Below are 23,060 nucleotides of genomic sequence, written 5' to 3'. Positions count from 1 at the left end.
CCCGAGCCGACTGCCCCGTTAAACGGTTAACGAACGTCTCTGACCTGGTTTGATCGGATGCGCCGTCCGGCCATCGCCGGGTCGGCCAGCACGTCGAGGGCCAACGCGGCGGACCAGCCGAAGTCGCCGCAGCCGTGGCCCTCGCCGGTCACCGGGTTGAAGTACTCCCGGAACCCGGCCTCGCGCACGGCGCGCAGGATCTGCGCCCCGACCTTGGGAGCCAGCTCGGGATCGGCGGCCCGCAGCCCCTCCAGGATCAGCCAGGTCGTGTTGATCCAGCTCGGGCCGCGCCAGTAGCGCGACGGCTCGAAGGCCGCCCCGCCGGGCGGGTAGCTGGGCAGCAGCATGCCGTCGTTCAGCCCGAACCGCCGGGTGGCGGTGGCGACCAGCCGGTCGGCGACGTCGGTGGACAGGCCGGGCAGGATCAGCGGCACGAGCCCGGCGACGCTGTCCTCCGGCAGCATCTCGCCGGTGCGGACGTCGCGGGCGCGGAACACGCCGGACACCGGGTCCCACAGGCGGTCGAGCACGGCCTGGGTGATCTCCTCGGCGCGGCGCAGGTGTGGCCCGGGGTCGGCGTCCACGACGGCGGCGATCCTGGCGAGCGCCACCTCGGCCGCGCCGTACAGGGCGTTGAACAGCGGGTCCTCGATCACGAAGTCGGTGCGGCCGGTGTAGCCCGCGTCGCGGTAGGAGGCCGCGATGGCGGTGTAGCGGGCGTAGTCACGGTCGGTGGGCCGCTCGGCGGCGGAGACATGGGCGAGGTCGGGACGCCGTGCGCGCGCCGTCGGCGCCGCGGGCACGACGGCGAGCGGGGAGTCCCAGGCCGGGCTGTTGTCCATGCCCGACTCCCACGGGTGCACGATCGAGACCAGCTCGGTGCCGGACATGCGCCGCGATCCGCGCAGGTAGCGGTGCTGGGCGTCGAGCCGGGGGTAGATGCGGTAGAGGAACGCCCGGTCGGGCTCGGCCAGGTGCACCCGCCACGCGGCCAGCGCGTGCACGGGCGGCTGCACGATTCCCGAGGTGTGCGCCCCCGACGGCGCCCGCACCCGCCAGAACCCCGGGCCGGGGAAGTAGGCGTCTTCCGTGACGGCCGGGTTGAACACGATGTGCGGCACCCGGCCGTCACGCCACTGGGCGCCGAACAGGGTCAGCAGCTCGATCCGGGCCCTGCGCGGCGACCAGCGGGCGTTGCCCATCGCGATGAACGCGGAGTCCCAGCTCCACTGGTGCGGGTAGAGCGTGCGCGAGGGGACCGTGTACGCGCCCGTCCAGTTGGCGAGCAGCACGCGGATGGCGTCTCGGCGTATCGCGGCGTCGTCGCCGATGGGGGCGGTGACGGCGGGGCCGGTGACAGGGGGACAGGTGACAGGGGGACAGGTGACGAATGAGGCGTGCGAAACGGGAGGGGAGGAGTGTGCCGGGGGAATCATGGCTTCCTAAGGGATCATAGGAACTTTCTGAGGAACGCGGCCGTCTGCGGGAGCACCGTCTCCGGCTCGCCGCGCAGCCCGCCGGACAGGGCCAGGTCGCCCTGGTGGCCGATGGCGTCGAGGGTGGCCAGCAGCGCGGGCCAGTCGAGGTGCCCGGTGCCCGGCTGGTTCCGATTGGACTCGCTGACCTGCACGTGCGCGAGGTAAGGGGCCGCCTCCGCCAGCGAGGAGCAGGGGTCGTCCTCCTCGATGTTCATGTGGTAGGTGTCGGCGGCCACGCGCACGGAGCCGAGCCCGGTCGCCCGGCAGAGGTCGACCGCCTGGCCGATCGAGTTGACCATGTGGTCCTCGTAGCGGTTGAGCGGCTCCAGCATGATCAGCACGCCCAGTTCGGCGGCGTGCTCGCCCAGCTCGGTCAGGGCGTCGAGCAGCACCGCGCGGTCGTCGGCCGGCGAGCGCGGCGGCTCGAACGGCGGCAGGCGGCGCGAGAACTGCGCCCAGGAGGCCGGGGTCAGCACGCCGAGACCGCCGAGTTCGGCGATCACCGTGAGCTGGGAGGCGAGGTTGTCGATCGCGTCGCGCCGGCGCTCGGCGGAGAAGTCGCCGATGAAGTGATCCATCTCCACGCAGACCGTGGGCATCACCACGCCGTCGGCCTTGGCGCGCTCCAGCTCCGGCAGCCGGGACTCGAAGTGACGGCCGCCCTTGCCGCGCAGCTCGATGCCGTCGAAGCCCGCCCGCACCGCAAATGCGTGCTTCTCCTGCAGGGTGCGGCCGGGGATGAGCTGCTCCTGGCAGGTGATTCTCATGCTCATGGGTGGCGAGGCTCCTTGAGGGGAACTGGAGGACGACCTGAGCCTTCTTGGTAAAGACCGTTCGCGGCGGCTAATCGCCTGCTGAGATGGGGATCGGCGCCCCGGCAGGCGGTTCCGGGATCTTTGACGCTGACAACCTGGTTCACAGGCGGTTCCCGGCACCTGAAATGTCACACACTGGTACTTATGCTTTCTGATCACTCAAAAGTTCTTGAGTTACTGGTTCTACCAACACCATACTCGCTTTTGAATCAGACATAAGTCGAAAGCTCCAGACGTCGGCGCGCGCCTCTCTCCACCGGGGGTAGTTACCGCACAACATCGACGTGAGGACCGAGTCCATGCCGAAAAGGACGGCCGCCGTACTCGCCTCCCTGGTCCTGACAGGAGCACTGGTGAACTGCGGCGGCGGCGAGCACCGCGGTGGGGGCATCACCGTGTGGACCGAGGAGAACCTGCCCGACCGGATGGCCGCGCAGCGGGCCATCCTCGCCGATTTCACCAGGAAGACCGGCGTCAGGGTGAACCTCGTCGGAATCGCCGAGGACCAGTTCAGCCAGATCGTCACCTCGGCCGCGGCGGCCGGTGATCTGCCCGACGTGATCGGCGCGCTCCCGCTGGCCTCGGTGCGCGAGCTGGAGGCGGCGGGGCTGCTGGACCGCGAGACGCCGGACGCGGTCGTGACGGCCCTGGGCCGGGACACCTTCTCGGCGCGGGCGCTGGAGCTGGTCACCTCGGGGGGCAGGCTGCTGGCCGTACCCAGCGACGCGTGGGCCCAACTGATCCTCTACCGCTCTGACCTCTACAAGCAGGCCGGGCTGGCGCCCCCCGACACCTACGAGCGGCTCCAAGCCGCGGCGAGCAGGCTGGACCGGGGCGAGCTGGCGGGCATCACGCTCGCCGTCGCCCCCCGCGACACCTTCACCGCGCAGAGCTTCGAGCACGTCGCGCTGGCCAACGGCTGCGAGCTGATCGACGGGGCCGGCCGGGTGGCGCTGGACAGCCCCGCGTGCGTGCGGGCGTTCCGCTTCTACGCCGACCTGGCCAGAAAGTACTCCGTGCCCGGCAAACAGGACGTGGACAGCACGCGGGCGACCTACTTCGCCGGGCGGGCCGCGTGCACCATCTGGTCGTCCTTCATCCTGGACGAGCTGGCCGGGCTGCGCCGCGACGCGCTGCCGAGCTGCCCGCGGTGCCGGAGCGACCCGATGTTCCTGGCCGCGAACACCGGCGTGGTCACCGCGTTGAAGGGCCCGGACGCGCGACGGCCCGCGCAGTACGGCGAGATCGTCTCCTGGGCCGTCACCAGGGAGGCGGACACCAAGGCCGCCCGCGCCTTCGTCTCCTACATGATGAGCGACGGCTACGTCCGCTGGTTCGGCATGGCCCCCGAGGGCAAGGTCCCGGTGCGCAAGGGGTTCGAGGAGGCGTGGAAGCGCGCGCCGACCGGCGTGGACGCCAAGAGGCCGCTCGCCGACCTCTACCCGGAGTCCGTGCTCGACGCGCTGATGGCCAGTCCCGACACCTTCTCCAGGTGGGGCATCCCGCAGGGGCAGGGCAGGCTCGTCGGCGCGATGATGGGCGAACTGCCGGTGCCCAGGGCGCTCAGCGCCCTGGTGGCGGGCACGCTCACCCCGGAGCAGGCGGCGGCGCAGGCGCAGCGCGACGTCGAGACCGTCAAACGGGGCCTGCGGGAATGACGGGCGCGACCGGCGGGCGCGCGGCGCGCCGTCCCCGCACGCTGCGGCGGCAGGAGGCGCGGGCGGGCCTGGCCCTGATCTCCCCCACACTGGTCATCACGCTGGTCGTGGTGGTCGTACCGCTGGCCTGGTCGATCATGCTGGCCTTCCAGAGCGCGCGGCTCATCAACATCCGCTACACCGGGATCTTCGGGCACTACACGCTGGACAACTTCGCCTACGTGGTCTCCGAGCCGGGATTCTGGGCCTCGCTGATCACCACGCTGGTCTACACCGTGGCGGGCACCTTCCTGTCCATCGGGCTCGGCCTGGTGGCTGCGCTGGCGCTGCGCGGCCCGTTCCGCGGGCGCTCCCTGGTGCGCGCGTCCATGCTGCTCCCTTACGTCGCCCCGGTGGTCGCCGTCACCTATGTGTGGGAGGTCATGCTCAGCCCGCAGTACGGCATCGCCAACGCGCTCGGCGCCCGGCTGCTCGGCTGGCGCGAGCCGATCGCGTTCCTCACCGACGGCGACGCGACGTTCCTGGGCGTGCACGTGCCGCTGGCCCTGCTCACCGTGATCGCCTTCGAGGCGTGGCGGTACTTCCCGTTCGCCTTCCTGTTCATCCTGGCCAGGCTGCAGGCGCTGCCCCGCGACCTGGAGGAGGCCGCGCTGGTGGACGGCGCGACGCCCAGCCAGCGGTTCCGCTCGGTCGTCCTGCCGCAACTGGGGCGGGTCATCGCGCTGCTGGCGGTGCTGCGCTTCGTGTTCACCTTCAACAAGTTCGACGACGTCTATCTGCTGACCGGCGGGGGCGCGGGCACCGAGGTGGTCAGCGTGCGGGTCTACGACCTGCTCACCGCGCGCGACGACATCGGCGCGGCCGCCGCCCAGGCGCTGGTGCTGGCCGTGGTGCTGGTCGTCTTCCTCGCGATCTACCTGCGGTTCTTCGCCAGGGAGGAGACGTGAGTGCGAGCCGCCGTCCGTGGACGCGCGACCGGGCCGAGCGGGCGGTCTTCGGCGTGCTGCGGTGGGTGGTGATCGGCGGGCTGGTGCTGGCCACCGCGTTCCCGTTCCTGTACATGGTCACGCTCTCGGTGCGCGACGTCCAGGACCTGATCCTGAACCCGGGGCGGCTGCTGCCGTCCCGGATCACCCTGGACACCTACCGCGAGGTGCTGACGCCTGAGGAGTCCGGCGGGCAGGGCTTCCTGGTGTTCATGCGCAACAGCGCGCTGGTCGCGACGGCCTCGGTGGCGCTGACCCTGGCCGTGTCGATCCCGGGGGCGTACGCGGTGGCCAGGCTGCGGTTCTTCGGGCGGCGTCAGGTGCACTTCCTGTTCCTGGCGGTCTACCTGTTCCCGGCGATCGTCACGGCGATCCCGCTGTTCGTCTTCTTCACCATGGCCGGGCTGCGCGGGTCGCTGCCCGGGCTGGTGCTGGTATACATCTCGCAGACCGTGCCGGTGACGGTCTACATGCTGCGCTCTCACTTCGAGACGGTGCCCGCGAGCGTCGAGGAGGCCGCGGCGATCGACGGGTGCGGACGGCTGGCCACGATCTGGCGGGTGACGCTCCCGCTGTCCACTCCCGCGCTGATGGCGACCGCCCTCTACATCTTCATGATCGCCTGGAACGAGTTCCTGTTCGCCCTGCTGTTCTTGGTGGAGCGGCGGGAGAGTTGGACGGTTTCTCTGGGTCTGTCCCAACTTGCCGGGAGTATCGAGATTCCGACTACCGTACTGATGGCGGGGTCCGTGGTGCTGACCCTCCCGATCGTGATTCTGTTCTTCGCCGGTGAGCGGCTGCTCACCGAGGGCCTGACCGCCGGCGCCGAGAAGGGGTGAGAGAGGCTGTCACCTGGCCAGATCCTGCGGCTGATCCGGGACGGCAGATGCCGGACCCGCCGGGAGCTGATCGAGTACACCGGCCTGTCCCGCTCGACGATCAGCGACCGGGTGGACCGGCTCATCGCCGCCCGCTACATCCGCGAGTCCGGCACCGGCCACTCCGGCGGCGGGCGCCCGCCGTCCGTGCTGGAGATCGACCCGGCCGCCCGGCTCGTGCTGGTCGCCGACCTCGGCGCCGAGCACGCGACGGTCGCGCTCTGCGACATGTGGGCCGAGCCCATCGCGGAGGAGCACGCCGAGATCGACATCGGCAGCGGCCCGGAACGGGTGCTGGGCTGGGTGTGCGAGGTGTTCCACCGGCTGCTGGACAAGGCCGGGCGCCTGCCGTCCGAGGTGTGCGGCGTCGGGATCGCGGTGCCGGGGTCGGTCGATCACGACTCGGGCCGCGTCCTGCGGTCCTTCCTGATGCCCGGCTGGGACGACTACCCGATCGCCGACGTTCTGCGCGGCTCGTTCGACGTGCCCGTCCTGGTGGAGAACGACGCGACGGCCATGGCCCTCGGCGAGTGGTGGGGCTCGTGGCGCGCGACCCGCTCCCTGATGCTGGTCAAGGTCTCCACCGCGATCGGCGCGGGCATCGTGCTGGACGGGCGGATCTACCGGGGCGTCGAGAACGCCGCGGGCAGCATCGGCCACGTGCGGATCCGCGAGGACGACGAACGGGTGTGCACGTGCGGCTCGCGCGGCTGCGTCGCCGCGCTGGCCGGCGGCCGGGCCATCGCCCGCGACCTGTCCCGGCCGGGGCGTGAGGTGACCGGCAGCCGCGGCGTGGTGCGCCTGGTCCAGGCGGGCGACCCCGACGCCATCGCCGCCGTCCAAGAGGCGGGGCGCACCCTCGGCATCGTGCTGGCCACCGCCGTCAGCCTGCTCAACCCCGGCGTGCTGGTGCTGGCCGGCGACATGGCCGAGACGCGGGAGCACCACCTGACCGGCGTGCGGGAGATGATCTACCGGCGCTCGCTCCCCTACACCACCCGCGACCTGGAGATCGTCAACAGCTCCCTCGGCCGCCGCGCCGGGATCTCGGGCAACGCCCTGGCGGTCATCGAACACGTCCTGGCCCCCGGCCAGGTGGATCGTCACCTCGGCTCCGCAGCCAGCTGATCCATCGCTTTCCGCGAATTTTCGTCACCGTACGTGTCGGCCGCCTGTTCGCCGGGGAGGGGCCCTGCGTGAGTGCTCGAATCGAGCGGGTGCGGGTGATCCAGGTGGACGTGCCGCTGGTGCGGCCGTTCGTCACGGCCGTGCGCAGGGCAGACCGGCTGCGGACCGTGCTGGTCGAGGTCTCCGGCGAGAACGGCGGGCGCGGCTGGGGCGAGGCCGCGGTGAACTGGCGGACCACCGGGGAGAGTCCACAGAGCGTCGCGGCGGCCGTCCTCGGCCCGATCGCCGACGCGGTGACCGGCCTGTCCGCCGACGACCACGACTCCTGGGGCCGGGCCGTCGTGGGCAGCGTGGTCGGCAACCCGGCGGCGCGCTCGGCCGTGGACTGCGCGCTGTGGGACCTCGCGGCGCGGCGGGCCGACCGGTCGCTCGCCGAGTTCCTCGGCGGGCACGAGGAACCGGTGCGGACCGACATGACGCTGTCCGCCGGCCCGCCGTCCGAACTGCTGGACCGGGCCGTCGAGCACGTCGCCGAGGGCTTCCGCACCCTCAAGGTCAAGGTCGCCCCGGGCGAGGACGGCATCGCGGGCGTCGAACTGCTGCGGCGCGAACTCGGATCCGAGATCGGCCTGCGGGTCGACGCCAACCAGGCGTGGAACTCCGAGGAGGCGATCGCCGCGATCCGGCGCTGGGAGGAGGCGGGCGTCGGGCTCGAATTCGTGGAGCAGCCGGTGCCCGCCGCCGACATCGACGGGCTGACCGCCGTCCGCGCCGCGGTCGACACCCCCGTGATGGCCGACGAGTCCGTGTGGAACACCCGCGACCTGCACCAGCTCATCCGATACGGCGCGGCCGACCGGGTCAACGTGAAACTGGCCAAGTCCGGCGGCCTCACCGAGGCCCGGCGGATGATCGCGCTCGCCGAGGACTCCGGCGTCGGCGTGATGATCGGCTGCATGCTGGAAAGCCACGTCGGCGTCGCCGCCTCCGCCGCCCTCGCGGCCGCCCTCGGGCCCGCCACCGCCCCCCAGGACCTCGACTCCGGCCTGTGGACCACCGGCTCCCCCGTGCAGGGCGGCGTCGCATACCAGGGCCCGAACGTCATCCCCGCCACCGCCCCCGGCCTCGGCATCATCACCCTCGCCCACGACGCCGACGCGACCGACCTGCACGCCTGAACGCCCCTGCCGGAGGTCAGGGGCTTCGTGCGGGAGGCCGTGTTCCCAGGCCCAGGCGGCGATCTCGACCCGGTTGCGCATCTCCAGCCTGGCCATGACGCTCGCCACGTGGCCCTTGACGGTGCTCAGTGAGATGAACAGCCCTGCGGCGATCTCCTGGTTCTCCCGGCCCCTGGCGATGGCCCGCATCCACCTCCGCCTCCCTGGCGGTCGGCGGGAGCGACGGGCGGCGCCTCCCCGCCCGGCTCGCGCAGCAGCCCGACCATGCGGCGCGTCGCCGCCAGGGCCTCCGAGCCGACCGCCTCGATCCCGGCCAGGGAATCACCCACCTCCTCCGGCCGCTTGCGGTTGAGGATCTGCCCCGCCTGCGCGGCGAGCACGATCCCGGTGATGTGGTGGGCGCCCACGTCGTGCGAGCGCCGCCGCGAACATGACGGCGAGGGCCGCGTCTGCGGCGATCCGGGCGGAACGGGCGGAAAGGTTCACGCCTTCCACGCTAGGAAGGGGCAGGGGCCCGCCGTACCGGCCGAAAGTACCGACCGCCGTCGATGGAGTCGGGCTTTCGCCTGATCCGGGCCGGATGGCGCTTCCCCAGCATGTGCCTATGACATTCCAAGTCCACTCCTCCCGAACGTCCGATCACGCCGCGCCTAGGATCGCGGCGCTCGATGTCGTGCGCGGGTTCGCGCTGTGCGGGGTCCTGGTGGCCAACGTCCGGCCGATCTCCGCCCTCGGCGGCCCTCCCGTGGTGCACGCCCCGCCGCCGGACGCGCGGATCCCGTGGCCGCACCTGCTCGTCGACCAGCGCTTCTTCGTGATCTTCTCGCTGCTCTTCGGCGTCGGCTTCTCGCTCCTGCTGGAGTCGGCCGGACGGCGGGGCGCACGCGCGCGGCCACTGCTGCTGCGCCGCCTGGCCGTGCTGCTGGTCATCGGGCTCGCCCACCACTTCCTGCTGTGGGAGGGCGACATCCTGGTGTTCTACGCGGTCGTCGGTGTGGTGGTGCTGCTGCCCTCGACCTGGCTGCCCAGATGGGCGGTGGCGGCGCTCGCCGTGGTCCTCATGGCCGCCGCGCTGCTGACCTCCGCCGGGCATCTCGCGTTGCTGCCCGGCCTGTTCCTGCTGGGGTCGGCGCTCACCAGGTACGGCGTGATCGCCCGGCTCGAAGCGACCGGACGGGGAACCGCCGTGCTCGCCGTGCTCGCGGTGGTTTTCGCGGCCGGGGCCGTCCCGGTGACGATCTGGCAACTGCGGATGGAGTCCGCGCCCGGCTTCGCCGGCGTCATGGGCACGGCCGGGCTGCTGACGGCGGGCGCTTACGTGTGCGGGCTGCTGCTCCTGCTGCGGACCCCGCTGCGGGCGGTGCTGCGGGCCGTCTTCGCGCCGCTGGGCCGGATGGCCCTCACCAACTACGTGTCCGCCAGCGCGCTGGTCCTGGCGATCGGCCTGGCCATCGGCCGGACCCCGGACGCCTGGACGGACGGGACCGTACTGGCGATCGCCGCCGCCGTCCTCGTCCTGCAGTGGGCGTGGTCGGCGCTGTGGCTGCGCGCCTACCGGTTCGGGCCGCTGGAATGGCTCTGGCGCTGGGCCACCTGGGGCTCGCGCCCGCCGCTGCGCGCGAGCTGAACCGGCTGAACGGGCTGAACCGGCTGATCGGCGCAGGGCAGGGGTGTACGCCCTGGGCCCGGCCTGGCGTAGGACCGGGCCCGGGGCATGGCCGCATCCGTGTCCGCCCGGGGGGCGCCATTCCCGTCGGGCAGGCCGGACACTCGGCCGGGTTGGAACATGTGGAACAGGTGAAAGAGATGAAACATGGAAAAGCCGCCCGTGGTCCACTTTTCCGGGCGGCCGCGGGTTCGCGACGGCTCACCCGATGCCGCTCCGGAAACCGGGGGCACGGCTGAAAGACGATGCTGACGCTGAGGACACCGCCGACCGTGCGGACAGCGCCGCCGGTGCCGCCGGTGCCGCTGAAAGCGCGATCTCCCTGCTCACCACCATCTCCCTTCGCATCCGTGCCGTGCCACCACGGTAACGGCCCGCCGATCCGGGCGCCATCGAATATCGCCGCCCGCGATCGCGCGGGAACGGGCTAGCGGAGGCGTCGCAGCCGGATGCCGTGGCCGTCGGCGCGCTGCACTCCCCCGGCGTCCACGTTGCTTATCGGTACGAGCCCGCGCACCTTCCCGGACCGCCCTCCCGCCGTGACCTCGATGATCAGCAGGCCGGGGTCGGTGCCCTGTGAGGAGTGCGGGTCGCCGGACAGCGGGTTCGGCCCACGGGTGGAGGCGAAGATCCACCGGGCGTCCGGGGATACCGCGAAGAGGTCCACGGTGGGGTCGGTGCTGAATCGCGACACCAGGTCGATGGTGTTCACCCGCGCGCCGGACAGCGCGTCGAAGACCTCGATCACGTTGGCGTCCCGGTCGCCGAACCAGACGTAGCGCTGACCGGCCGTCACCGCGGTGCCGTGCGCGTCCCGGTCGGGCGAGGTGTCGTCGAAGAGCCGCTGCACGGGGGGAAGGTTCGGGGGGTTGGCAGGGGAATAGCCGGACTTCTGCATCCGGAACACGCTGAAGCCGTCCATGTGCGTCGTGGTGCCGCCACCGCCGTCGCCGTAGATCGCCCCCTTGGCCTCCGCGAAGCCGCAGCCGTTGGGCGGGATCACCCGGTGGTCGTACTCGGCCACGATCGACATCGGGGTGGTGCGCCAGTCGGCCACCAGCATCCCGCCGCCGCGCAGGCTGACGAACACCGGGCCGTTGTCGTCCGCGATGAACGGGCAGATCGGGGCGTTGTCCGGGCGCAGTTCGGTGCTCTGGCAGGGCGCGCCGTTCGGCGTGGTGCAGCCGGCCAGGTCGAGGGTCGCCGCGGGTTCCTGGACGAAGGTGTTCGTGGCGTAGTCGGTGCGGACGCGTTCCAGCCGCTTGCCGTTCTGGTTGGCCACGATCAGGTACCTGTCGTCCTTGGTGGGCCAGATGGCGTGCGCCTGGCGGGCGCCTCCCGCGCCGATCTCGGTGCTGAGACAGGCCACCGGCCGCCGCGCGCGGGCGTCCAGGAAGACCACGTGGCCGCTGGCCACGAAGGAGATCGCGGCGTGCGATTCCCGGCCGTTGAAGGCGATCATGTGCGGACGGACCGGCGTGCGGCCGGTGCCGGCCAGGCACAGCTCGGCGGTGGCCCCGCCCAGGTCGATGGTGCCCGCCGGGTGGCCCCGCGAGCCCCGGTAGATGTGCACGGTGCCGCCGTAGGCGACGCCGTTGGTGTCGGACTGGTCGATCAGCCAGACCTCGTAGGGGTCGGTGGGCCGTGCCTCCTCCGCCGCCGCCCCGAGTGTGGGGATCATGAGAAGCGCGATGACGAGAGCCGTTGATCGTGCCGATCGCGCGATGCGCAGGATGCTCTGCATGCCCGGAGTGTCGCCGCGATGCCCGTCCGGCTCAAGGGGGTCACGGCGGTCACGGCGGGATCGTGATGTGGAACACCCAAGATGGGACTTGCGCGAGGAATACCCTAGGGGGGTAAGGTGTTGTTATGGGCGAACGGAACGGGAGGAGGAGACATGGCCGGATACACCGAGCGTAAGGACGACCATCTCCGGCGTCTGCGGCGAATCGAAGGACAGATTCGCGGCCTGGCCCGGATGGTGGAGGACGACAAGTACTGCATCGACATCCTCACCCAGGTGTCGGCGGCCAACTCGGCACTCCAGTCCTTCGCCTTGTCACTGCTGGACGAGCACCTGGCGCACTGTGTCGCCGACGCGGTCGCCGAAGGCGGCGCGGAGGCGGAGGCCAAGGTCAAGGAGGCGTCCGACGCGATCGCCCGCCTCGTCCGCTCGTGAACACCTGAATTCCGACACGCACAGCAAGACACACTGTGGCACTCAGCGAGGAGCGAACCGATATGAGCACCGCTACCTACACCGTTTCCGGCATGACCTGCGGCCACTGCGTCAGCTCCGTCAAGGAGGAGGTCGGGGGCGTCCAGGGTGTCACCGGAGTAGAGGTGGATCTGGCCACCGGCCGGGTGACGGTCACCGGCGACGGCCCCGTGGACCCGGCGGCCGTCGGCGCGGCCGTCAAGGAGGCCGGCTACACGGTGGTGGAACAGCCGTGAACGCCGCCGCCAAGCTCGGCGTCTACGCGGCCGGCCTGGCGGTCGTCTTCGGCGGGGCTCTCGGACTCGGGAGCCTCGCCGGACCGGCCGAACCGCCAGCCAAACAGCCCGCCGAAACGACACACGGCCACAGCGCCCCCGCCGAGAAGACCGAGACAAAGGCGGCGGCGGCGAAGAACGATACCCCTGGGGGGCTCCAAGTGTCTCAGGACGGATACACCCTTACTCCCGTCACCACCACGGTGAAGCCCGACGCGGAGACCGACTTCCGCTTCACCGTCACCGCGCCCGACGGACGCCCGCTCACCGACTACGAGGTCAGCCACGAGAAGAAGTTGCACTTCATCGTGGTCTCCCGTGACCTCGGCGACTTCCTGCACCTGCACCCGGTAGAGGCGGGCAATGGCGAATGGTCGGTCAAGCTGAACCTGCCGCGGCCCGGGGCGTACCGCGCGTTCGCCGACTTCGCGCCGGCCGGCCACAAGGGCCTGACCCTCGGCGTCGATCTGCACGCGCCGGGCGACTACCAGCCCAGGCCGCTACCCCCCGCCGGTATCACCTCCGAGGTGGACGGCTACACCGTCACCCTCGACGGTGACCTGGCACCCGGCAAGCCCGCCCGTTTCACCCTCAGCGTGGCCAAGGACGGCAAGCCGGTCACCGACCTCGAACCCTACCTCGGCGCGTTCGGCCACCTGGTCGCGCTGCGCAACGGAGACCTGGCCTACCTGCACGTCCACCCCGACGAGTCGGCCAAGCCCGGCCCGGACATTACCTTCCACACGGAGGTGCCGAGCGCCGGTGACTACCGGTTGTTCCTAGACTTCAAGCACGAAGGCGAGGTCCGCACGGCCGACTTCACCGCACAGGTGGTCGGGGCGGCCACGCCCATGACCCCCCAGGCCGAATCCGAGGCCCCTGGCCATGAACACTGAGGATCGGCCCCCGGCGGTCAGCACCGAGCCCCAGGCCATGACCACTGAGAGGAGAGCATGATGTCCTCCGTCACCGAAGACAGGACACCGGTGGGCGGCGACCTGCCCGGTGGCACCGTCGAACTCTCGATCTCGGGCATGACCTGCGCCTCCTGCGCCAACCGGATCGAACGCAAGCTCAACAAGATGGACGGCGTGACCGCCACGGTCAACTACGCCACCGAGAAGGCCAAGGTCAGCTTCCCCTCGGGCATCGAGCCCGCCGAACTGGTCGCCGAAGTGGAGAAGGCCGGTTACGGCGCGACCCTCCCCGCCCCCAAGCCCGCCCCGGGCACGGAGGCGGCGGCCGGCGGCGGCGAGGCCGAGGAGGACGACGGGCTGCGCCCGCTGCACCAGCGGCTGGTGACCTCGCTGGTGCTCGCCGTACCGGTGATCGCCATGGCGATGGTCCCCCCGCTGCAGTTCACCAACTGGCAGTGGCTGTCGCTGGTGCTCGCCGCCCCCGTCGTCGTCTACGCGGGCTGGCCGTTCCACCGGGCCGCCTGGACCAACCTGCGGCACGGCACCGCGACCATGGACACCCTGGTGTCCATGGGCACGCTGGCCGCGCTCGGCTGGTCGCTGTGGGCGCTGTTCTTCGGCACCGCGGGCGCTCCCGGCATGACCCACCCGTTCTCGTTCGCCATCGAGCGCACCGACGGGTCGGGCAACATCTACCTGGAGGCCGCCGCCGGGGTGACCGCGTTCATCCTGGCCGGGCGCTACTTCGAGGCCCGCGCCAAGCGCCGGGCCGGAGCCGCCCTGCGGGCGCTGCTCGACCTGGGCGCCAAGGAGGTCGCGGTGCTCCGCGACGGCGTCGAGACCCGCGTGCCCGCCGCCACCCTCGCGGTCGGCGACCTGTTCGTGGTGCGGCCCGGCGAGAAGATCGCCACCGACGGCGTGGTGGAGGAGGGTTCCTCCGCCGTGGACGCCTCGATGCTGACCGGTGAATCGGTCCCCGTCGAGGTACGGCCCGGCGACGCCGTCACCGGCGCCACCGTCAACGCGGGCGGACGCCTCATCGTCCGCGCCACTCGCGTCGGCGACGACACCAGGCTCGCCCAGATGGCCCGCCTGGTCGAGGAGGCGCAGACCGGCAAGGCCCAGGTGCAACGCCTGGCCGACCGGATCTCGGGCGTGTTCGTACCGATCGTGATCGCGCTGGCCGTGGGCACGCTCGGCTACTGGCTGGGCACCGGCGACGGCGTGGGCGCGGCGTTCACCGCGGCGGTGGCCGTACTGATCATCGCCTGCCCCTGCGCGCTCGGCCTGGCCACCCCCACCGCGCTGCTGGTCGGCACGGGCCGGGGCGCCCAGCTCGGCATCCTGATCAAGGGTCCGGAGGCGCTGGAGTCCACCCGCGAGATCGACACGATCGTGCTGGACAAGACCGGCACCGTCACCGAGGGCCGGATGACGCTGGCCGAGGTCCACACCGCCGAAGGCGAGGACCGCGACGAGGTGCTGCGGCTGGCCGGGGCGCTGGAGAACGCCTCCGAGCACCCCATCGCCCAGGCCGTCGCCCGCGCCGCCGAGTCCGACGCCGTCGTCGAGGACTTCGCCAACGTCGAAGGGCTCGGGGTGCAGGGCATCGTGGACGGGCACGCCGTGCTCGTCGGAAGGCCCCGGCTGCTCGCCGAGTGGTCCCAGCACCTTCCGGTGGAGCTGGAGCGGGAGTTCGAGGCCGCCCAGGCGGCCGGCCGCACGGCGGTCGCCGTGGGGTGGGACGGCAAGGCGCGTGCCGTACTGGTCGTGGCCGACACCGTCAAGGCGACCAGCGCGCAGGCGATCCGCGAGCTGCGCGGCCTGGGCCTGACCCCCATCCTGCTGACCGGCGACAACGAGGCGGTCGCCAGGACGGTCGCGACCGAGGTCGGGATCGACGAGGTCATCGCCGAGGTGCTGCCCGCCGACAAGGTGGACGTGGTCAAGCGACTCCAGGCCGAGGGCAAGGTCGTCGCCATGGTGGGCGACGGCGTCAACGACGCCGCCGCGCTGGCCCAGGCCGACCTGGGGCTCTCGATGGGCACCGGCACCGACGCCGCCATCGAGGCGTCCGACCTGACCCTGGTCCGGGGCGACCTGCGGGTGGCCGCCGACGCGATCCGGCTGTCCCGGCGCACGCTGCGGACCATCAAGGGCAACCTGTTCTGGGCGTTCGCCTACAACGTGGCGGCCCTGCCGCTGGCGGCCCTCGGGCTGCTCAACCCGATGATCGCGGGCGCGGCGATGGCGTTCTCCTCGGTCTTCGTGGTCGGCAACAGCCTGCGGCTGCGGAGCTTCCGCTGAGACCGGCGGCGACCGGCGGCGGGCCCTGAAAGGGGTCCGCCGCCGGTTTCGCGCTGGTCGGCGGTCGTTTGACGGCCCTCGCCCCTAAACAGCGGCCCCCTAGAGACAGGGGTGGCTAAGGGATATGTACGCGGGGCCCCGGTCGGGGACCATGGGGTGACCGGCACCGGAACGGTTCTGGACTCTTCTGGTCTCCATTTCCGGACGAGCCCTCCCTCCGGTACCGGCAGGACGCGCGGCGCGGGACGGCCCCCGCGGCGCGTGCCCTGCGCCGTACCCGCCAGGACCCGCCGAATCCCACCCCTGAGACCCCCTTCCCAGCCCCGTCCGACCAGCCGCCCGCCCCGAGAAAATCGACCCGCGCATTCCTGCGGATCGGCCCCGCGGATACCCTCCTCATATGACCACCGAGCAAAGCGGACACCTCGTCGCCAACGCAGAAGTGGTCCGCGCGGACGATTCACCGCAGTGCCGTAGGAGATTACTCCTGGAAGGAGGGGCATCGTGATCGAGGCCATTCTTCCGGATTACGTCGTCGCCACCGACGTATTCGAGGACCCTCCGGACGCGAAGCTGTTCCCGCAGGAGGAAGAGGTGATCCTGCAGGCCGTCGACAAACGGCGCAAGGAATTCACCACGGCGCGGGTGTGCGCGCGCAGCGCCCTACGGAAACTGGGCAGGCCCGTGGTCCCCATCCTGCCCGGCCTGCGCGGCGAACCACAGTGGCCGCAAGGCGTGGTCGGCAGCATCACCCACTGCGCCGGATACCGGGCCGCCGTCCTCGGCGCCTCCGCCAAGGTCATGACCGTGGGCATCGACGCCGAACCCAACGACGGGCTGGCGAACGGCGTGCTCACCGCCATCTCCCTGCCCGAAGAGCGCGACTCCCTGCGCAGGCTCACGACGGCCCGCCCCGACATCCACTGGGACCGCATGCTCTTCAGCGCCAAGGAGTCCGTCTACAAGGCGTGGTTCCCGATCGCCAAGCGCTGGCTCGACTTCGAAGACGCCCACGTGACCATAGACCCGGCCCGCGGCACCTTCACGGCCCGCTTACTGGTCGCCGGCCCACGCCTTTCCACCGGAAAACTGACCGGTTTCACCGGACGCTGGCTGGTACGCAACGACCTCATTCTCACGGCGATCGTCGTACCTGCCCCCGCACTTCTCGCGACGGCGTGAACGGTAAGGGCGCTTAGGGGTCGAGGCGACATCGGAAACGTTCTAGCCTGAAATTGGAAATGACGGCGATAAAAGTCTCGAACGACGCCGAGAACCACCTTTCTCGCCACGACCATTCCCTGCGCCAACCCCCAGGAGCCGTCGCGTGATCCCCCCACGCGACGGCTCCAACTTTCCCCCACACCTCCCCCGAACTCCCGCCCGCCGCCAGCGCCACCGGCTTGATCGCATGGATACCGACGGCAGGCACACGTGGCTGCGGATGATCAGTCCAGCCGCTTGGGCGGTGACCTCGCGTTTTTCGTCTCTCGGCCCCCTGCCGGTGAACCTTCTAGTGTTCGAAGGGGCGGGCGATGACCGAGCTGATCTGGACGGACCTACCGCCGGGCAGGCGGGATGCGAAGCCGGAGGAGGCTACGTAAGTCCAGGTCGCGTACCTACGGGTGCTGTGGGCGGTCGCCGGTGAAGTAGGAGGATCAGCCTGCGAGAGTTGGAATCCTGTCGGCTCCAGCCGTGGGAGGACGTCAAGTACTGGGGCGTGCCCACCTTTGAGGGCACCGTGGCCAGAGGTATCACGACTGCGGAAGTCTCTGCGTCTTGGCCGGCCTGTGCTTCGGTCGGCTCGCCAGTACCCAAGTGCCAGTGGCTCTACTGAGGCTGACGCTGAGTGGTGTGACCTGCGTGAACGTATCGTCCTTAACCGCTATGCCCTCGACGGCGGAACACCCGCCCTGGGTTGTGATGACGATGCTGTGCTCTACACCTGCGGGTGCCAGATGGCCGACCGTGCTGGCGTCCCGTGACCAGCCGAAGATCACGAGCGCTGTGGAAGCCCCTCTTGTGCGGGCAGTGGGACGACAGTCGCCTTTCCGCCGGGTCGGCGAGAAGGCCGCCTGGCAGCAGGCCCTCTGGCGCACCGGTGGACTGCCCCTTGGGTCCGCCGATCGGTTCACAACAACGGGAGAGCGCCATAATACCGGGTGGGGGTATAGAGACCTTCGTCGTAACGGAGCGATCCGCAGGGGTTCTGGTGAATGCCACTCAATCTCGCCGTGTCCTGCCGCAGGTTCATTGATCCAAGCGCGAGGTGGCCCATGCGGCCCGGAAGCGACGGTGTGGAGTGGGTGAGGGGGAGGGTGGGTGGCCATCGGGAGGCGGGGCGAGGTGGGGGCTAGATGGGTGGTCAGGGAGTGGGTGGGGGTGATGGATGGGTGATGTTGGGGGTGGGGGGTTGACAGGGGAACGGCGTTCAAGTGAGACCGCAATGGCGCGAAACTGTGACGAAGACCTCCCACATTAGCTCGCGAGCAGAATGGCACGGTATCGGACAAGCAGTTCTATCGACAGTTCCGTAGCATGGGTGAGACCCTTCTATAGGGGATCGCGGCCCTACCGGAACCGTCGCACGCGCAACTGTGAGCAAAAAAACGAGCAACAGATCGCAAGGGTGCTATAGTACCCGCGACACCAGACAGACATCCGTGGAGTTAGTAGTCATGGCTAAGCAGATTAAAGAGATCTTCATCGACGACCTCGACGGTGGCGAGGCCACTAGTACGACAAAGTTCGGCCTCGACGGCGACGAGTACGAGATCGACCTGTCGGAGCGGAACGAGGAAACCCTGCGCAAGGCTCTGGCCCCTTATATCAACGCGGCGCGGCCGGTACGGCGCGAGCGTGTGGGGCGCAAGGTCAAGGGTAGCGGCGTCCTCACTCCCGCGCTGACCCGGCAGAGGTCCAAGGAGATCCGGGAGTGGGCCAAGCAGCACGGACTCTCGGTGAGCGAGCGGGGGCGTATCGCCTCCAACGTGGTCGAGCAGTACGAAGCGGCACACTGACCGCCTTCCGCCAAGATCTACCTGGCCGCTCCACGGCGCTCACCGTGGACCTGCGGATTCGCCGGGCTCCGGCGACCGGGCGGCCGGCAGCGTCTGGTTGAAAGCGTTCGGCACGAACGCCGCGACTCCACTGGAAGACACCGTCCTGGCAGCGTAATGGCGATGCCGGGGCGGCGATGGTGAACAGAACGTAGCGGTTACCCCCTCCCCCACCGGAGGGGGTTTCTGCTTGTCCGGGGCGGGCACGCGAACAAAGCCTATACCCGATGTGGCTTTTGACCTGGAGACGCCCACTCGCGGACACGGGGCCCGATAGGGTATCCCTCGGCAGGTCTCCTCCCGGGAAGATCACCCACTGTGGGTGATGCGCGGAACGTTGCGCCACAAAAGGTCCACGATATAAAGATGTATAGCAGTTCCTGAATCCTTGATGTGTTCTTTCCGTATGGGCGGCGGTATTGTCACCCGCCGCGCATGATGTTCCAGTGGGACCGGCGAGGTAGGTGCCGCCGGCCGAGGCGCCTTTCGGAAACGGGCGTCCGCGCCTCGTATCTCGACGGTTCGTCGCGAAGCGGCGAACCTCCGCGAAGTCACCAGGGCGACCCTGGCGACCGTCCGTCATGACCAGCCTCGCGACGATCACCACGGTCGATCTCGTGGTGGCCTACCTGCCCGCCTGGGGCCAGGAGCGGAACGTGGGCGTGGTCGCGGTGGGCTGGCTCCTGGCGCTGCGGGCTTGCACCACCATGGCCAGCAGGCTGATCATGGACGGGCACGTCATCCGGTACGGCAGGCGCCGCGGTCCTGCTGGTCAGCACGTTCACCGCCGCCGTGACGCTGGCCGCGCTCCCCTTCTGCGGCCTGCCCGCCTCCATACCGGTGATCGCGGTGATGGGGTTCGTCCTGGGCCTCGGCCAGCCGCTCACCCTGTCGTGGGTGGCGGGCCGGGCCCGCCCCGGCGAGCGCGGCACCGCCCTGGCCCTGCGGCTGACCGGGAACCGGCTCGGCCAGGTGGTCCTCCCGGCCGCCGCGGGGGTCACCAGCGTGCTCGGCGTGTTCGCGCTCAGCGCCGTCATCCTGGCGGCCACCGGGACGCTGGCCGTCCGCGCCCCGATGGACGAGCCGCGCTGAGAAGCGCGAGAACTAGAGCATGACCTCCACCTGGTAGCGGCCGGAGGAGTCGCGGTGGACGCCGTGGATGTCGGTCGCCATCTCCGGGAACGACAGGTCGAACTCCTCCAGGGCCCGCAGGTACGCCATCAGCGGGCCGCCCGCCGGGCCGGTGGACTCGCCGGGCATCAGCATCGGGATGCCCGGTGGGGTGACGACGACCGTGGCGGCGGCGATCCGGCCAGGCAGGTCGCGCAGCGGGACGCGTTCGGTGCGGGCGCGGATCAGCGCCTGGTAGGCGTCGGCGGGGGTCATGACCGGCTCGGGCAGGGTCGTGAAGATCTCGTCGAGCAGGGCTCCCACGCCGGAATCGCGGAGCCGCCGGTGGGCCCGGGCGCAGTGGTCGCGCAGCGTGACGCCGGGCGGGCCGAAGCCGGGGAGCGGTTCGGCCAGCGCCAGGCCGTCGTCGTAGGCGTTCTTGAAGTCGGTGAGCGCGTCGATCAGGGTGCCCCACTTGCCCTTGGTGATGCCCATCGAGAACAGCACGAGCAGCGTGTGGTCGCCGGTCTTCTCCACCACGATCCCGCGCCGTTCCAGGTAGGCGGCGACGATCCGGGCGGGGATGCCCCAGTCGAGGGCGCCCCGGACGGCGTCGGCGCCCGGGCAGGTGATGGTCACCTTGATCGGGTCGAGCAGGGCGTATCCGTCGGTGAGGCCGGTGAAGCCGTGCCAGGCGGCGCCGGGCTCAAGGGTCCAGCAGGCGGGCTCGGCGGACAGCACGGCGGGGTCGGCGTCCGCGAACGCGGTGGCGCGGCCGGTGCGCGGATCGGTGATCTGGGGCGGCTGCCAGACGCCGAAGAACCAGCCGGGGCGGCGGCCGTCGTCGCGGACCCGCGCGGCCAGCCGGGCCATCGCCTGCCGGAACCGCACCGCCTCGACGATCGCCTCGCCGGTCAGGAACGGCCCGGAGGGACCGTCCATCATCGCCGCCGCGACGTCGAGCGAGGCGATCATCGGGTAGAGCGGCGAGGTGGAGGCGTGCATCAGGTAGGTCTCGTTGAACCTGTCGTAGTCGACGGGGGCCCGCTCGGCGGGACGGACGTGCAGCATCGCCGCCTGGGACAGCGCCGCGAGCAGCTTGTGGGTGGACTGCGTGGCGAACACGGTGGGACGGCCGGGCCCCGGCAGGCTGTCCTCGTCGATCGCCATGGCGTATCTGCGGGCGTAGAGCGGGTTGAAGCGGGCGTAGGCGAACCACGCCTCGTCGAAGTGGATCCGTGGCGCGGTGGCCCCGAGCAACTCGGCGACCCGGACGGCGTCGTGGCACACGCCGTCGTAGGTCGAGTTGGTGATCACCGCCAGGGCCGGTTCGCCCTCGGCGAGCGGATGGCCGGTCAGCCGCCGGCGCACGGCGTCCGGTGCGAGGACGGCGGGCGGGATCGGCCCGGCCAGTCCGAGCCCGTTGCGCTCGGGCACCAGGTACACCGGCCGCGCGCCGCTGACGGTCAGCGCGTGCTGGACCGACTTGTGGCAGTTCCGGTCCACTAGCACCGTGTCGTCGCGGGCCACCGCGTGGTGCCCGACGATGCGGTTGGCCGTGGAGTTGCCGTTCACCACGAAGAAGGTGCGGTCGGCGCCGAACACGCGGGCGGCGTTGCGCTCGGCCTCGCCGATCGGCCCGGTGTGGTCGAGCGGCGAGCCGAGTTCGGGGACGGAGATGGACAGGTCGGTGCGCAGCAGCCGCTCGCCGTAGAAGTCGAAGAAGGCGCGCCCCACCGGGGATTTCAGGAAGGCGACCCCTCCGGCGTGGGCCGGGGTGTGCCAGGAGTACCGGTGGTGGTCCTCAAGCCTGCGCAGCGCGGCGAAGAACGGCGGGAGGATGCGCTCGGAGTAGTGCTCGGCCGCGTGGGCGATCCGGCCCGCGATGAAGTCGGGGGTGTCCTCCAGCGGGAACACGTATCCCTGGATGACCTCGTAGACCCACAGCGGCAGTTCCTGCTCGTCGCTCATCAGGAACACGGGCAGGCCGCGGAACCGTCCGGCGACCGCGCCGAGCACGCTGTCCGCCTCCGGCGCGTCCCAGGCCGCCAGCACCGCCGCGAGTGAGGCGTCGGATCCGATGACGGCCAGCGCGTCCTCGGTCCGGTGGGTCCAGCGCACCGCGAGGCCCAGGCCCTCCATGGCCGCGCGGACCCGGCGGAGCTGTTCGGCGAGCGCGGTGTCGGCGTCGGGGCGTTCGGTGACGGCGGCGAGAACGGTCGGCTGCATGGGGGCGCTCCAGGGGGCGGGGGGAACATCGGCCCCGTCGTACCCGCACCAGGACTCCATCACGCACAGTGTCCACATCATCACGATTTATGAAACTGGCCGAGTACCGGGGGGACGTTCACCGGGCGGGACTATCGTTGACGGATATGTCGCACACCCGGCTCTATCGCGACGGCGCGCTGGCGGCCCAGGGGTTCCCCGTGGCCGACGTGTCCGAGCATCTCGCCGACCCGTCGGCCGTCGTGTGGTTCGACCTCTGCGCGCCGGAGCCCGCCGAGCTCCACATCATCCGCGAGGAACTGGGGCTGCACGAGCTGGCCGTCGAGGACGTGCTGTCCGAGCATCAGCGACCGAAGATCGACACCTACGCGAGCCACCTGTTCCTGACCACGTACGGCACGCTGATCCCGAACGGCCAGCTCGAACTGGTCGAGATCTCCATCTTCGTCACCAAGAACGCGCTGGTCACCGTCCGCGAGAACGACCACTTCGACATCGACCAGGTGGCCAGGCGCTGGGACGCCACCGTCGAGCGGGCCGGGCACGGCGTCGCCTTCCTGCTGCACGGGCTGCTCGACTACGTCGTGGACGGCCACTTCGCCGTCGTCGAGCGGCTGGACGAGGAGGTCGAAGATCTGGAGGACCAGCTCTTCGTGGAGACGCCCGTCGCCGACCGGCACGAGCTGCAGCGCCGTACGTTCGACCTGCGCAAGAACCTGGTGACGCTGCGCCGCATGATCATCCCGATGCGGGAGGTGATCGGCGGCGTGATCCGCTGCGACCTGCGCATCGTGGGACCGGAGATGGCGCCCTACTACCAGGACGTCCACGATCACGTGCTGCGGGTGGGCGAGTGGACCGAGTCGCTGCGCGAGCTGGTCGGCAACATCCGCGAGACGCACCTGACGCTCCAGGGCTACCGGCTCAACGACATCATGAAGCGGGTGACGGGCTGGGCCGCGATCATCGCGGTGCCGACGCTGATCACCGGGTTCTATGGTCAGAACGTGCCCTACCCCGGGTCGGACGAGCCGTGGGGGTTCTGGATGTCCACGCTCGTACTGATCGGTACGGGACTGGTGCTGTACAAGGCCTTCAAGCGGAGAGACTGGCTGTAGTCAGCACAGAGGCTGCACCTAACGCAAAAGTACGCAATTT

The 23,060-nt window shown here is 70.6% G+C and carries 19 protein-coding genes and 1 pseudogene; 14 read left to right on the top strand and 6 right to left on the bottom strand.

Annotated features, from left to right (window positions below; all coding sequences use genetic code 11):
* Window positions 1-26 precede the first annotated feature (26 nt).
* Both P3X83_RS07710 and P3X83_RS07705 read right to left on the bottom strand, forming a co-directional pair.
* Window positions 27-1,436 (bottom strand): trehalase family glycosidase, encoded by a 1,410-nt coding sequence (locus tag P3X83_RS07710; RefSeq protein ID WP_277304179.1) that lies wholly within the window; start codon window positions 1,434-1,436, stop codon window positions 27-29.
* Between the two features lie 14 nt (window positions 1,437-1,450).
* Window positions 1,451-2,251 carry a sugar phosphate isomerase/epimerase family protein gene (locus P3X83_RS07705; protein ID WP_277304178.1) on the bottom strand — a complete coding sequence of 267 codons (801 nt, stop codon included), beginning with the start codon at window positions 2,249-2,251 and terminating at the stop codon, window positions 1,451-1,453.
* A gap of 341 nt (window positions 2,252-2,592) precedes the next feature.
* Here P3X83_RS07705 and P3X83_RS07700 point away from each other — a divergent pair, with 341 nt between their 5' ends.
* The 5 genes from P3X83_RS07700 to P3X83_RS07680 all read left to right on the top strand — a co-directional run bounded on the left by P3X83_RS07700 (window position 2,593) and on the right by P3X83_RS07680 (window position 8,121).
* Window positions 2,593-3,951, top strand: coding sequence for an extracellular solute-binding protein (locus P3X83_RS07700; protein ID WP_277304177.1), 1,359 nt, complete (start codon window positions 2,593-2,595; stop codon window positions 3,949-3,951).
* Window positions 3,948-4,898, top strand: coding sequence for a sugar ABC transporter permease (locus tag P3X83_RS07695; RefSeq protein ID WP_277304176.1), 951 nt, complete (start codon window positions 3,948-3,950; stop codon window positions 4,896-4,898). Before P3X83_RS07700 ends, P3X83_RS07695 begins: the two co-directional genes overlap by 4 nt.
* A complete protein-coding gene (locus P3X83_RS07690; RefSeq protein ID WP_277304175.1) occupies window positions 4,895-5,776 on the top strand; it encodes a carbohydrate ABC transporter permease in 882 nt (293 codons plus the stop codon). The genes P3X83_RS07695 and P3X83_RS07690 overlap by 4 nt, the downstream gene beginning before the upstream one ends.
* A 6-nt stretch (window positions 5,777-5,782) precedes the next feature.
* Window positions 5,783-6,943 (top strand): ROK family transcriptional regulator, encoded by a 1,161-nt coding sequence (locus P3X83_RS07685; RefSeq protein WP_346742694.1) that lies wholly within the window; start codon window positions 5,783-5,785, stop codon window positions 6,941-6,943.
* Window positions 6,944-7,011: 68 nt separating this feature from the next.
* On the top strand, window positions 7,012-8,121 hold the full coding sequence (locus P3X83_RS07680) for a dipeptide epimerase (RefSeq protein WP_277304174.1): 1,110 nt from the start codon (window positions 7,012-7,014) through the stop codon (window positions 8,119-8,121).
* 33 nt (window positions 8,122-8,154) lie between these two features.
* On the opposite strand, the pseudogene P3X83_RS07675 reads toward P3X83_RS07680, so the two are convergent.
* Together P3X83_RS07675 and P3X83_RS07670 are read right to left on the bottom strand one after the other, a co-directional pair.
* Window positions 8,155-8,310 (bottom strand): annotated as a pseudogene (locus P3X83_RS07675) (LuxR C-terminal-related transcriptional regulator); the annotation flags it as partial.
* On the bottom strand, window positions 8,247-8,501 hold the full coding sequence (locus P3X83_RS07670; protein ID WP_277304469.1) for a hypothetical protein: 255 nt from the start codon (window positions 8,499-8,501) through the stop codon (window positions 8,247-8,249). The pseudogene P3X83_RS07675 and the gene P3X83_RS07670, both read right to left, overlap by 64 nt.
* A gap of 224 nt (window positions 8,502-8,725) precedes the next feature.
* On the opposite strand from P3X83_RS07670, the gene P3X83_RS07665 reads away from it, so the two are divergent.
* Window positions 8,726-9,748 carry a DUF418 domain-containing protein gene (locus tag P3X83_RS07665; RefSeq protein WP_277304173.1) on the top strand — a complete coding sequence of 341 codons (1,023 nt, stop codon included), beginning with the start codon at window positions 8,726-8,728 and terminating at the stop codon, window positions 9,746-9,748.
* A 466-nt stretch (window positions 9,749-10,214) separates the two neighbouring features.
* On the opposite strand, the gene P3X83_RS07660 is transcribed toward P3X83_RS07665, so the two are convergent.
* On the bottom strand, window positions 10,215-11,468 hold the full coding sequence (locus tag P3X83_RS07660) for a hypothetical protein (protein ID WP_277304172.1): 1,254 nt from the start codon (window positions 11,466-11,468) through the stop codon (window positions 10,215-10,217).
* A gap of 216 nt (window positions 11,469-11,684) precedes the next feature.
* On the opposite strand from P3X83_RS07660, the gene P3X83_RS07655 reads away from it, so the two are divergent.
* The 7 genes from P3X83_RS07655 (at window position 11,685) to P3X83_RS07625 (ending at window position 19,655) form a co-directional block, all read left to right on the top strand.
* A complete protein-coding gene (locus P3X83_RS07655; protein ID WP_277304171.1) occupies window positions 11,685-11,966 on the top strand; it encodes a metal-sensitive transcriptional regulator in 282 nt (93 codons plus the stop codon).
* A 62-nt stretch (window positions 11,967-12,028) separates the two neighbouring features.
* On the top strand, window positions 12,029-12,241 hold the full coding sequence (locus tag P3X83_RS07650; protein ID WP_277304170.1) for a heavy-metal-associated domain-containing protein: 213 nt from the start codon (window positions 12,029-12,031) through the stop codon (window positions 12,239-12,241).
* Window positions 12,238-13,176 (top strand): hypothetical protein, encoded by a 939-nt coding sequence (locus P3X83_RS07645; RefSeq protein ID WP_277304169.1) that lies wholly within the window; start codon window positions 12,238-12,240, stop codon window positions 13,174-13,176. The genes P3X83_RS07650 and P3X83_RS07645 overlap by 4 nt, the downstream gene beginning before the upstream one ends.
* A gap of 60 nt (window positions 13,177-13,236) precedes the next feature.
* The gene (locus P3X83_RS07640; protein WP_277304168.1) at window positions 13,237-15,504 is read left to right on the top strand and encodes a heavy metal translocating P-type ATPase; all 2,268 of its coding nucleotides are present in this window, start codon (window positions 13,237-13,239) and stop codon (window positions 15,502-15,504) included.
* Between the two features lie 504 nt (window positions 15,505-16,008).
* A complete protein-coding gene (locus tag P3X83_RS07635) occupies window positions 16,009-16,686 on the top strand; it encodes a 4'-phosphopantetheinyl transferase superfamily protein (protein WP_277304167.1) in 678 nt (225 codons plus the stop codon).
* A 1,496-nt stretch (window positions 16,687-18,182) separates the two neighbouring features.
* Complete coding sequence (locus P3X83_RS07630) at window positions 18,183-18,524, top strand: Lsr2 family protein (protein WP_277304166.1); 342 nt, start codon at window positions 18,183-18,185, stop codon at window positions 18,522-18,524.
* A gap of 831 nt (window positions 18,525-19,355) precedes the next feature.
* Window positions 19,356-19,655 (top strand): hypothetical protein, encoded by a 300-nt coding sequence (locus P3X83_RS07625; RefSeq protein ID WP_277304165.1) that lies wholly within the window; start codon window positions 19,356-19,358, stop codon window positions 19,653-19,655.
* Window positions 19,656-19,667: 12 nt separating this feature from the next.
* On the opposite strand, the gene P3X83_RS07620 is transcribed toward P3X83_RS07625, so the two are convergent.
* Entirely contained in the window at window positions 19,668-21,902 is a 2,235-nt protein-coding gene (locus P3X83_RS07620; RefSeq protein ID WP_277304164.1) for an Orn/Lys/Arg decarboxylase N-terminal domain-containing protein, read from the bottom strand.
* Between the two features lie 146 nt (window positions 21,903-22,048).
* On the opposite strand from P3X83_RS07620, the gene P3X83_RS07615 reads away from it, so the two are divergent.
* A complete protein-coding gene (locus P3X83_RS07615; RefSeq protein ID WP_277304163.1) occupies window positions 22,049-23,020 on the top strand; it encodes a magnesium transporter CorA family protein in 972 nt (323 codons plus the stop codon).
* Window positions 23,021-23,060: the final 40 nt, after the last annotated feature.

The organism is Spongiactinospora sp. TRM90649 (genome assembly GCF_029382225.1).
GTDB lineage: Bacteria > Actinomycetota > Actinomycetes > Streptosporangiales > Streptosporangiaceae > Spongiactinospora.
Note: the sequence above shows the minus strand (reverse complement) of the source record. Positions and strands in the feature narration are given on the sequence as shown.

Coding starts and splice junctions, on each gene's coding strand:
- P3X83_RS07710 (WP_277304179.1), bottom strand. CDS start 1,436: ATGATTCCCCCGGCACACTCCTCCCCTCCCGTTTCGCACGCCTCATTC.
- P3X83_RS07705 (WP_277304178.1), bottom strand. CDS start 2,251: ATGAGCATGAGAATCACCTGCCAGGAGCAGCTCATCCCCGGCCGCACC.
- P3X83_RS07700 (WP_277304177.1), top strand. CDS start 2,593: ATGCCGAAAAGGACGGCCGCCGTACTCGCCTCCCTGGTCCTGACAGGA.
- P3X83_RS07695 (WP_277304176.1), top strand. CDS start 3,948: ATGACGGGCGCGACCGGCGGGCGCGCGGCGCGCCGTCCCCGCACGCTG.
- P3X83_RS07665 (WP_277304173.1), top strand. CDS start 8,726: ATGACATTCCAAGTCCACTCCTCCCGAACGTCCGATCACGCCGCGCCT.
- P3X83_RS07660 (WP_277304172.1), bottom strand. CDS start 11,468: ATGATCCCCACACTCGGGGCGGCGGCGGAGGAGGCACGGCCCACCGAC.
- P3X83_RS07655 (WP_277304171.1), top strand. CDS start 11,685: ATGGCCGGATACACCGAGCGTAAGGACGACCATCTCCGGCGTCTGCGG.
- P3X83_RS07650 (WP_277304170.1), top strand. CDS start 12,029: ATGAGCACCGCTACCTACACCGTTTCCGGCATGACCTGCGGCCACTGC.
- P3X83_RS07640 (WP_277304168.1), top strand. CDS start 13,237: ATGTCCTCCGTCACCGAAGACAGGACACCGGTGGGCGGCGACCTGCCC.
- P3X83_RS07630 (WP_277304166.1), top strand. CDS start 18,183: ATGGCTAAGCAGATTAAAGAGATCTTCATCGACGACCTCGACGGTGGC.
- P3X83_RS07620 (WP_277304164.1), bottom strand. CDS start 21,902: ATGCAGCCGACCGTTCTCGCCGCCGTCACCGAACGCCCCGACGCCGAC.
- P3X83_RS07615 (WP_277304163.1), top strand. CDS start 22,049: ATGTCGCACACCCGGCTCTATCGCGACGGCGCGCTGGCGGCCCAGGGG.